Below are 10,724 nucleotides of genomic sequence, written 5' to 3' on the forward strand. Positions count from 1 at the left end.
GGATTGTCTTTTTTTTATCTTTATACAGATGGATCTGAAATTGATTTTGAAGCGAACAGCTATCGAACTTTCACAGAAGTATTTGGAATTCGTTATGGAAAATGGCAAGATTTGCCCGAAATAGAATATGTTTCCGTATTTAGCACAACAGAAGACGTAATAGTGCGTTCTCGTTCTGCGGAAGCGAAAGTGCAAAGCAATGTAATTGTTGTAAACTTATTCTACAATGGCAATCATCGCATCAAAGCATACACTGCAAAAAAGAAAGAAAAAGCATTTGAAATTGCAAAACAAATTGCAGAACTATTAAAAATTGATATTTTAGACGCTACAGAAGCAGAATCTAAATGGATATAACTATTTTTGTCACCAAACTTACTTTTTTATGAACAACATTCGACACAATTGGACTAAAGAAGAAATCATAGCGATTTACAACAAACCAATGATGGAATTGCTTTATGAAGCAGCAACTGTACACAGAGTTCATCACGATCCAAACACCGTACAAGTGTCTACACTATTATCTATAAAAACTGGTGGTTGTCCAGAAGATTGTGGCTATTGTCCGCAAGCTGCACGTTACCATACCGATATTGAAGGAAACGATTTAATGACTGTATCGCATGTAAAAGCACAAGCATTACGCGCAAAAGCTTCAGGAAGTTCGCGTGTTTGCATGGGCGCTGCATGGCGAAATGTAAAAGACGGACCAGAATTTGATCAAGTACTAGAAATGGTACGTACTATCAATAAACTAGACATGGAAGTTTGCTGTACACTAGGAATGGTGACCGAAAACCAAGCACAACGTTTGGCGGAAGCCGGATTATACGCTTACAATCACAATTTAGACTCATCAGAAGAATACTATAAAGAAGTCATCTCAACACGTGGATACGAAGATCGATTGGAAACAATTGACAATGTTCGTAAAACCAATGTAACGGTTTGTAGTGGTGGAATTATAGGAATGGGAGAATCTGTAGAAGATCGCGCAGGAATGGTAGCCGCTTTAGCAACCTTAAATCCGCAACCAGAATCTGTGCCAATTAATGCATTAGTTGCTGTTGATGGAACGCCGTTAGAAAACGAAAAACCTGTTGAAATTTGGGATATGATTCGTATGGTAGCAACCACAAGAATTGTAATGCCAGAAACGCAAGTACGTTTATCTGCTGGTAGAACCAATATGAGTAGAGAAGGGCAAGCAATGTGTTTCTTTGCGGGTGCAAACTCTATCTTTGCAGGCGATAAATTACTGACGACACCAAATCCGGATGTAAATGAAGACATGAAAATGTTTGAAATGTTAGGATTAAATCCACAAAAACCATTTACAAAAAAGGTGCAGCCGCAAACAGTTGAAGCAGAAGACTCACAATATGAGGCGCTTGGAGAAAAACCAAAATGGTCCAGACCAGCACATACAATAGAGCGAAATGAGGAAGCAAAAGAAAAAATGAAAGCCGCTGTATTAGAAAAAAAACAATAAAAATTACCAAAATATTAACAAAAAAGAGCTCAAAAATGGGCTCTTTTTTTAGTTAAAAAAATATTTTTTCAGAACAATTTATTAACTTAGCTATCATAAACGTTAGAATTTTGAAATTGAATCTGCAAGAAATTCCCAGGGTCAAAACAATTCCCAAAGAAGACTTTATCAAAAATTACTTTACCCCACAAAAACCTGTGGTGATAGAGAATTTTATTGAAGATTGGCCTGCGTATACCAAATGGAGTTTGGACTACATGAAAGAAATAGCGGGCGACAAAGAAGTTCCATTATACGATGATAGACCTGTAGATTATAAAGATGGTTTCAATGAGCCGCATGCTAAAATGAAAATGGCGGAGTATGTAGACTTACTAAAGCGTGAACCTACCAAATACCGTATTTTTTTATGGAATATTCTAAAAGAAATTCCGTCCTTACAAAACGATTATTCCTATCCTGATTTCGGTTTAAAACTGATGAAATCTCTGCCAATGTTATTCTTTGGTGGAACCGATTCGCATACGTTTATGCATTATGACATTGATTTGGCTAATATTTTTCATTTTCACTTTGAAGGAAAAAAACAATGCATTTTATTCGATCAAAAACAAAGTGATTATCTCTATAAAATTCCACATTCGTTGATTGTGCGTGAAGATATTGACTTCTCAAATCCTGACTTTGAAAAATGGCCAGCGTTGCAAAAAGCACAAGGACACATTGCAGAGTTAAAACATGGAGATATACTTTATATGCCAGAAGGTTATTGGCACTATATGAAATACATAACGCCTGGTTTCTCTATGAGTTTGCGCTCATTTGCTAAAAATCCAAAAAATTTAGGAAAAGCTGTCTACAACTTTTTCATAATGAGACATTACGACAACTTCATGCGTAAAATAAAAGGTCAAAAATGGATTGATTGGAAAAATGAAGAAGCTGTTGTACGAACGCATCGTAAAAACAGTATTCTATAACTTATTTCACCAACTCATTAATCTTTTCGTAGACCAAATGTGATTCCCAACCTCTATAAAACAAATAATCAGCAATTTTCTTCTTTCGTTTAAACGGATTTGCCTCTTTTACAGCATTAGTGCGTTTCCTAGCCAATTCATCCAAAGTATTTAAATAGTCAACCTCTTCAATCTCTTTCAATCCAGCATCAATATTATATTTAGAAATATTCCGAAACTTCAACTCTCTAACAATACGCAATCGTCCCCATTTTTTAATTCTAAACTTGCCTCTGGCAAAACTTCGCGCAAAGCGTTCTTCATTTAAAAAATTATCTTGAATCAACTCGGTTACAATCAAATCAATCGCTTCAGGAATCATGTTCATTTTCTGTAATTTCTCCACAACTTCCTTATGACAACGATCTTGATACGCGCAAAATTGTTGCAGTTTAACTTTAGCTTCAGTGACTGAATAAGATTTCTTTTCCATACGAGTTTACAAAAGAATAACTATTTGTTCACAGAAACAAGTTTTTATACTTTTGATAATTAACGAATTATCCACTATCTTAGTAGAGTAATATAAATGTAGTGGTATGAAAAAAAAAATAGCCTCCGTTTTCTTTTTTCTAATGTGTTTTATTGGGTATACTCAAATTTTAACATTTGACTTCAATGGACTAGCAGGAAATGAAGCTTCAGCAGTATCAAATTCAAATGATACAAACTTAACAACGTCAACAATAACAAGAGGTGCTGGACTTACAGCATCAAATAATGGAAACAGATTCAATGCAACTTCTTGGGCAACATCAAGTATAGCAAATGCCGTATCTGGAAATGATTATATGGAATTTACAATCACACCAAACAGTGGTTTTCAATTCAATATAACAACAATGGTTTTCAATGTGCAACGTTCAGGAACTGGACTCAGCGCTATTTCTTTGCGAAGTTCAATAGATAGTTATGCTGCAAATATTGATGCAGAAATGGCTATTGCCGATAATACAAGTAGTACGGAAGTAATTACATTTACAGTAAGTCAAACAGGAAATACAGCAGCAGTTACCTATAGAATATATGGTTTTTCGGAAGCTACTGGCGGTTCAGGAGGTTTTGAAGGTGCTGGTAATGATATCATCGTCAACGGAACTGTAACGTCTTCATGTACTGATGCTATGGATTTTACCAATGTACAATTTCCAACAACTTCACAAACCATTACAGTTGGCGATAATTTTACAGTATTTGCACAAGGATATGAAGCCGGAGTTACGGAAGCCGCAGGTGCAGGAACTGGTGTAGAAGCTTGGATTGGGTATAATACAATAAACAATGATCCTAGTGTTGATGCAGGTTGGACGTGGGTTCCAGCAACGTTCAATGTGCAAGCAGGAAACAACGATGAATTTAGCGCAGAAATTGGTTCAAGTTTAGTCACAGGAACGTATTACTATGCAAGTCGCTTTCGACTAAACAGCTGTAATTTTACTTATGGAGGTTCTGGAGGTGTGTGGAGTAGTGATTCTGTACAGTTAACAGTCAATCCAGATACTGCCGATTTTTGTAATGTAGATTTTCCAAAAACAGCAACCACAACAGAAGGCGATACATTCAATGTATTTGCACAAGTATTTGAACCAGGAATTACAGATGCAGCCGGACAAGGAGCCAATGTAGAAGCTTGGATTGGTTACAATACAACAGACAATGATCCAAGTGTTGGCGCTGGATGGACTTGGGTTGCAGCAACCTACGATTCGGATGTTGGAAATAACGATCAATATACTGCGGAAATTGGTTCGCCATTAGTAGCAGGAACGTATTACTATGCAAGTCGTTTCAGAATAAACAGTAGTGATTTTACCTTTGGAGGAATTTTAGCAGATAATATGGGGGATTTTTGGGATCCTGTAACATACAATTCAGGAATCTTAACCGTAAATGCGCCACCAACAGCAGATGTTGTCATCACGGAAATAATGTACAACTCAACTGGAACAGACGACGAATGGATAGAAATCTGTAATGTTTCGGGAAGCACACAAAGTTTGAGTTTGTATACGATCGATTCTAACGGTTCTACTTTATATACTTTTTCAGGCGGACAAACAATAGCTGATGGAACTTGTATTACCATCGGAGTAGGAAGTAATGGTGATGGAACGTTTAATCCAGGCTGTAATTTTGCGCCAGATTTTGGACTCACAGCAGGTATTAACAATACTAATAATTTAGCAAACTCAACAAGAACCATTACGCTATTTGCAGCTGATGGAACTACGGCAGCCGATGCAGTAACTTACGACAATGGCGATGGAGCTAATGGAAATGGAAATTCGCTACACGTTACTGATATCACAATGGACAATTCTGATACAGGAACAAACTGGCAAGAAGTAACCAATGGTGGATCGCCAGGAACAAACTCACTAACGTCTCCTTGTGCTACAACAGAAGTCCAATTTGTAAGTACATCATCTACACTTGCTGAAAATGGCGCATTCATAGATGTATGTGTGTCCATTACAAATCCAAGTGGAAGTGCGGCAACTACTGTAGAAGTAGCGCTTGATGGTGCAAGTACAGCAACCAACGGAACCGATTATGACGATGGCGCAGGAACACCAGCCGCAATTTCGTTTCCAGTAACACTAACATTTCCGACGGGATCATCTGCAAATCAATGTGTAACTATTTTTATTTCCAATGATGATGCGGTTGTTGAACCAAGTGAAATGGTTATTTTAAACTTGCAAAACGTTTCTGGAGGAACGACAGCATCTATAGGAACAAATTCCACACATACACTCACCATAACAGACAATGATGGAGCTGGTTCTAGTGATATTATGATTACACAATATTATGAAGGTGCCAGTACGAATAAATGGATAGAAGTAAAAAATATAAGTGGCGCAATCATTCCTGCAAACACATATTATATTGTTGTACTAAACAATGCAGATGCAGATGCTCCAACTTCGGCAGATCCTTCGGATTCGGGTTCTCCATCATTCAATAATAATGTATTAATAGCTACAGATATGGCAATTGGCGAGATAAGACGCTACAAACATGATACTGCCGTATTACCAGCGTATGCTTCGCCAGGCGAAGTGGGTTATGATGGAAACCCTACGTTTGAATTTCCGCCAGGAGCAAGCCTATTTAGTGGAGATGATTTGATAATTATTACGACGAGTCTTGATAGTAATTCGTGGGCAAATAGAGTAGATGTTATTGGAGATGGAACAACTTGGGGAGATCGCAGATGCTTTGTAAGAAATACATGTGTGTCCTCCGGACCTTCTACAACTTTCGATATAAACGATTGGGTAGAATTTACAGATGCAGAAGTAGAAAATTCTACGATAGGTACAAATCCATACTTAGGAGAACATGAAGAGGCAGTTACTACTTGGAATGGAGCTTCTTGGAGTAGCGGATTGCCAGAAAGATCAAGATTGGTTGCAATATCAGGAGATTACGATGCTGGTATAAGTGGCGATTTAGAAGCATGTTCGCTAATGATAGATAGTAGTGTTACAATAACCATTCCTGCAGGATCATATATTGATATTGAAAACGATTTAACCGTAAATGACAGTGGAGTTTTAACTGTAGAACATCAAGGTTCGTTGGTTATGGTTGATGATGCCGGAACAGTCACACTCAACGGAACTGGAGTTATCAATGTAGAAAAAACAACCACTTCTTTTGAGCAATATGACTATACGTATTGGTCTTCGCCAGTGGCAAGTACAACGTTTGGTACTGCATTAGGAACTTGGCGTTTAGACAGAACGTTTCGCTACATTGCAGCTAACTTTGAAGATTTAGACAATGATGAATTTGACGATAATGATGACGCTTGGGCGCATATTTTATCAGGAGATACAATGACGCCAGGTGTTGGATATGCCGCAATGGGACCAACTACAGGAAGTTTTCCGCGTACGGAAGATGTTACGTTTAGCGGAGCTGTAAATAATGGTGTTATTACTGTGCCAATTAGTTTAAGTGCCGATGCTTCGGATGCGGACGATGATTGGAACTTTGTCGGGAATCCATACCCATCAGCAATAAGCGCAGACGATTTTGTGACTTTAAACACAAATATTACGGGAACTTTATACTTCTGGACACATATTGATGATGTCAGCATATCAAATCCAGGGCCAGATGCATTTAATTACAGCACAGACGATTATGCAATGTACAATACTTCTGGTGGAGTTGGTACAAGCTCTACAAGCGGAAGTACAGCGCCGACAGGTTTTATTGCTTCAGGACAAGGTTTCTTTATAGAAGCAATTACCGCTGGAACGGTTACTTTCAACAACAGCATGCGAAGCAATACGTATGACAATACAAATTTTTACAGACCAAGCAATGCAGAAAGTACAACTGAATCTACCGAAGAACGTGATCGAATTTGGTTAAATCTTACAAATGCAGATGGCGCGTTTAGTCAAATATTAATTGGTTTCTTTGACGAAGCAACATTTCAAAAAGACAGATTATATGATGGAATTCGATTGAATGGTGCAAACTATTTACGTTTCTATTCAAAAGATGATACGCATCAATATGGAATTCAAGGACGACCAGCTTTTGTAGATACAGATATTGTTCCTTTAGGATATGATTCGGCTATTTTGGGAGATATTACCATCAATATCGATCAAATAGAAGGAATTTTAAATACAAGCGATGTTGAGGTGTATTTGAAAGATTTAGAATTAAATATCACACACAATTTAAAACTTGCCCCATACACTTTCACAACAACAGATGGTATTTTTACAGACAGATTTCAATTGGAATTTATAAATACACTGTTAAGTGTCGAAGAGGAAGTTATTGCAGAAGATGCGCTTGCAGTCTACTTAAACAATAACAAAGAAATAGAAATTAAGCAACGCACGCGAACTGTTATCAATAGTGTAAAAGTATATTCTATGTTGGGGCAATTGGTTGGAATGGTTACAGATACAAATCAGAAAGTTTCTTTACGATCGCAAGCTTCTGGTGTGTATGTAGTAGTTATTGATACGGAAAAAGGTTCGTTGACGAAGAAAATTACGCGGTAATTAATCTTTAAGCGACAATTCTAAAAAATGATAACCAGTTCCATTATGTAGTTTTTCACCTTGAATAACTGCTATCGGTTTATTGAACAATGGACAATCTAACACAACGGTATGAAATTCACCATTTTCGCCGCAAACATCTACACCTTTTTCGTCTAATAAATCTACAGTTTCTTTATTGATAATTCTACCCAAAAAATCAGGGCCTAAATCGTCATTACAAGATACAATCATGGCAATAATTCCTGCAGCAATCATTTCGGTAACAAGCGTTTTTCGATCTTGCTGCCAAAGCGGTAAATTACAGTTGATATTTACGGCTTTACAGACTTCTTCTTCCCATTCGCGATGCGATTCTATATCAATATCGCCAAAAACAGCATCGGTCAATTTATATTGATTTACAAGCGCTTTAAGCTTTTCAATAAACGTATTTGTGTAATTGCTCCAAGTTGCAGAGATGAAGTCAATAGAAGTCCCTATAGCATCAGCTTGCGCATGTAACAATGCTTTTGAAAGTCCGTGCGAACGACTAATTTCACCGTTTTCATTCAAAGCGTTTAATAATACAACAGGTTGCTGTTGCATTTGCATGAGCGCGTAGCAAGAATCTTTTCCGCCAGACCAAGAACAAAGTAATTTCATGAGTAATTTTTAAGTAGTGCAAAGATACTATGAACTCATCAATGCAGTTTGAATATTTTTAGTTACTTCTTATCCCAATTACTTTCAAAATAATCGATAAACTTTGCGTATCGAGCACCTTTTTTAGCAAACTTTCGGGTTAATTTTGCCCATTCATCAAACTTTTTTCTATTGCGAAGCTCAAAATACGTTTGCGCCATATTTACGGCCATTTCGCTCTTTTCAAAATCATTATCCGACATAGAAATTCCTTTTTTATAAGTACGTTCGGCGTCTTCCACACGTTTTAAGTTTTTATAAGAAAAGCCCAATTCTCTAAAGAAAAAATAGTTATTTGGATTGTTGTGAATTGCTTTTTCTAAGATCGTAATTGCCTTTTCAAATTCGCCTATTGCGTTGTATGCATACGACAATTCAAATTCCAATCCTGCAAAATGTGGTTCTTTTTCGTAGGCTTTCAATAAAGGAGTTAATGCGAATTTACTTGCACCAACATGATTGTAGTGATATCCTATTTTGGTCAAATATGAAACTTTTTTAGCGTCTTTTTTGTAGATTTTTAACCAATCGGGTTGTTCTGGTAAACCAAGTTCTTTTACTTGTTGAGGTGTTAAAATTGCTACTTTTCCAAAATCTTTAGTAAGTCTTACTTTTAAACTTGTATTATCGAGACTTGATCCTTTTTTTAATCCTTCTAATGTAAGCTCGATATCATATTCATAATTTAATGTAAATCCAGCTTGTCGATCTATGTAAATAAAACCTAAAGTAACAGTTTTATCTTCTTTTTCGCTAGGATATACAACCCACTTGTCAACGGCTTCATAATAGTTTTTATCAACTTTGAATAGTACTTTTTTATTGCTTTGAGCGAAGTTAATATTGAAGATAAATAGTGCGCATAAAAATGTAATTGTGTTTTTCATGAGTATTGGTTTTGGTAATTTTTATAACGAAAAATAGTTTAATTCACGTTTTTATAAAATCTAAAATGAGTAAACCCTTATTTTCGGTTAGTGAATAGTTCTTTACTGAAATCTCCAAAAAATGATTTCGGGTTAATCCAACTATATAGGTTTCTAACTTTTAGTTTCCAATTCTTTTCGAATAAATCAAGCCAATAAAATTCATTTGGATAGATAATTTTATCAACCTTTCCATAATGATCTTTATGTGTAAAACTTCCCCATTCTTTATGGATTGAAGTTGACAGAAAATGGTTTTCAAAACCAGAAAAGTCATAGATATAATACACGAATGGAATTTTATAGATTTTATGGTTTTTTCCAATGATTAAAATAAAAAGAACATCATCATCTAAAGCTAATCTTGGACTTATGGCAATATATTTAATATCTTCTAATGGAATTTTGAATGATTTACAATAGATAGCTAAACCGATTTCCTTTGAAGGAAAAGCTTCAAAAGTCAATTCGGTAGTTGTGATATGTATTCTAGGTTTTTTCATGAAAATTAAATCAAAAAATTTCGAATCACTTCCTCCAAAACATTCAAATCTACTTTTTCAATCGGATGTTTTACAGCTTCAATAATTTGTAAAGTTCCGTTGGGTAATTGTGTGGCTGCATTTTTAGATTCTTCAACGGTAACCATATTGTCTAAAGATCCAATTCCGATCAATACTTTATGTTGAATGTGTTGTAAATCGGCATCAGTTAATCTTTTGCCATTCGCCAAAGCTAACATCATTTCGGCTGTTTTTTGCATCATTTTTTTCCAGTCATTTGGTTGATGCAATTCATGAAGACGTTTAGCAAACGCAGGTACTTTTTCTTCTATTTTCTCTGGATTCAACATCCTAACTTCTTGCTGCGCACTTTCTAAATTCCAATTGAACTTTGTGCCAAGCGTTACAATGTTTTTTACCATTTCTGGATATTTCTTAGCTAAAGTCAATGCTACATAACCGCCCATGCTATACCCAAAAATATGAGTATTAGAAATTCCTACTGTTTGAAGCTTCTCAACAACATTCTCGGCAAATCGTTCCATATCAAAGACATCATCTGAAGTGCGTCCGCCATGACCTTCAAAGTTTAAAGTATGCACATTAAAGTCTTTAGATAAAAGTTCTTGTATTGGTTTGAGTTGCACTTCACTTCCCAAAGCGCCGTGAAGTAGGAGTAGGTTTTGTGGTTTCATGGTATTAATTTACACATTAAAGTTACTAAAAAAACAAAGAAGCGGATATTTGATTATGGAAAGGTTTACATGTGTATACTGTATAAATTTTTATTAATTTTTAGGAAAAACACCCTAGTTTTAAAAATAAGAAACACATATATTTACTCCTGTAGTAATAAAAAATGAGTAAAAACTAAACCAATATATATGGACACCAAATTTATAACTATAACGGATAAACAGAGTGTAGTGCATAGTATATCTGTAAGTCAAATAGTTAAAATTACCGATTTGGTAAGTGAAAGTGCTATAAGCCTTTCTGATAACTCTGAAATTAGCACGCCGCTAAGACGAACACAAATTCTTGCATTAATTTAA

General features: G+C 35.8%; 10 protein-coding genes. 5 read left to right on the forward strand and 5 right to left on the reverse strand.

Annotation, left to right across the window (positions count from 1 at the left end):
* From AB8B65_RS05525 to AB8B65_RS05535, 3 genes are all read left to right on the forward strand, one after another.
* A partial coding sequence (locus AB8B65_RS05525) for a hypothetical protein (protein WP_405299861.1) occupies positions 1-357 on the forward strand: 357 nt, incomplete at its 5' end.
* Between the two features lie 28 nt (positions 358-385).
* Positions 386-1,495 carry a biotin synthase BioB gene (gene bioB / locus AB8B65_RS05530; RefSeq protein WP_405299862.1) on the forward strand — a complete coding sequence of 370 codons (1,110 nt, stop codon included), beginning with the start codon at positions 386-388 and terminating at the stop codon, positions 1,493-1,495.
* A 110-nt stretch (positions 1,496-1,605) separates the two neighbouring features.
* Entirely contained in the window at positions 1,606-2,475 is an 870-nt protein-coding gene (locus AB8B65_RS05535) for a cupin-like domain-containing protein (RefSeq protein WP_405299863.1), read from the forward strand.
* Position 2,476: 1 nt separating this feature from the next.
* Here the strand turns inward: AB8B65_RS05535 and AB8B65_RS05540 are convergent, their stop codons facing one another.
* A complete protein-coding gene (locus tag AB8B65_RS05540; protein WP_405299864.1) occupies positions 2,477-2,947 on the reverse strand; it encodes a regulatory protein RecX in 471 nt (156 codons plus the stop codon).
* Positions 2,948-3,053: 106 nt separating this feature from the next.
* Between AB8B65_RS05540 and AB8B65_RS05545 the strand changes: the two genes are divergently transcribed.
* A complete protein-coding gene (locus AB8B65_RS05545; RefSeq protein WP_405299865.1) occupies positions 3,054-7,556 on the forward strand; it encodes a lamin tail domain-containing protein in 4,503 nt (1,500 codons plus the stop codon).
* Here the strand turns inward: AB8B65_RS05545 and AB8B65_RS05550 are convergent, their stop codons facing one another.
* The 4 genes from AB8B65_RS05550 to AB8B65_RS05565 all read right to left on the reverse strand — a co-directional run bounded on the left by AB8B65_RS05550 (position 7,557) and on the right by AB8B65_RS05565 (position 10,364).
* The gene (locus AB8B65_RS05550; protein WP_405299866.1) at positions 7,557-8,201 is read right to left on the reverse strand and encodes a diphthine--ammonia ligase; all 645 of its coding nucleotides are present in this window, start codon (positions 8,199-8,201) and stop codon (positions 7,557-7,559) included.
* 62 nt (positions 8,202-8,263) lie between these two features.
* The gene (locus tag AB8B65_RS05555) at positions 8,264-9,127 is read right to left on the reverse strand and encodes a tetratricopeptide repeat protein (RefSeq protein WP_405299867.1); all 864 of its coding nucleotides are present in this window, start codon (positions 9,125-9,127) and stop codon (positions 8,264-8,266) included.
* 77 nt (positions 9,128-9,204) lie between these two features.
* Positions 9,205-9,669, reverse strand: a complete 465-nt coding sequence (locus AB8B65_RS05560; RefSeq protein ID WP_405299868.1) for a hypothetical protein — start codon at positions 9,667-9,669, stop codon at positions 9,205-9,207.
* Positions 9,670-9,674: 5 nt separating this feature from the next.
* On the reverse strand, positions 9,675-10,364 hold the full coding sequence (locus AB8B65_RS05565; RefSeq protein ID WP_405299869.1) for an alpha/beta fold hydrolase: 690 nt from the start codon (positions 10,362-10,364) through the stop codon (positions 9,675-9,677).
* Between the two features lie 189 nt (positions 10,365-10,553).
* Between AB8B65_RS05565 and AB8B65_RS05570 the strand changes: the two genes are divergently transcribed.
* Positions 10,554-10,724 (forward strand): hypothetical protein, encoded by a 171-nt coding sequence (locus AB8B65_RS05570; protein ID WP_405299870.1) that lies wholly within the window; start codon positions 10,554-10,556, stop codon positions 10,722-10,724.

Origin of the sequence: Kordia sp. (assembly GCF_045105435.1) — a bacterium.
Taxonomy (GTDB): Bacteria; Bacteroidota; Bacteroidia; order Flavobacteriales; family Flavobacteriaceae; genus Kordia.

Coding starts and splice junctions, on each gene's coding strand:
- bioB (WP_405299862.1), top strand. CDS start 386: ATGAACAACATTCGACACAATTGGACTAAAGAAGAAATCATAGCGATT.
- AB8B65_RS05540 (WP_405299864.1), bottom strand. CDS start 2,947: ATGGAAAAGAAATCTTATTCAGTCACTGAAGCTAAAGTTAAACTGCAA.
- AB8B65_RS05565 (WP_405299869.1), bottom strand. CDS start 10,364: ATGAAACCACAAAACCTACTCCTACTTCACGGCGCTTTGGGAAGTGAA.
- AB8B65_RS05545 (WP_405299865.1), top strand. CDS start 3,054: ATGAAAAAAAAAATAGCCTCCGTTTTCTTTTTTCTAATGTGTTTTATT.
- AB8B65_RS05550 (WP_405299866.1), bottom strand. CDS start 8,201: ATGAAATTACTTTGTTCTTGGTCTGGCGGAAAAGATTCTTGCTACGCG.
- AB8B65_RS05555 (WP_405299867.1), bottom strand. CDS start 9,127: ATGAAAAACACAATTACATTTTTATGCGCACTATTTATCTTCAATATT.
- AB8B65_RS05570 (WP_405299870.1), top strand. CDS start 10,554: ATGGACACCAAATTTATAACTATAACGGATAAACAGAGTGTAGTGCAT.
- AB8B65_RS05560 (WP_405299868.1), bottom strand. CDS start 9,669: ATGAAAAAACCTAGAATACATATCACAACTACCGAATTGACTTTTGAA.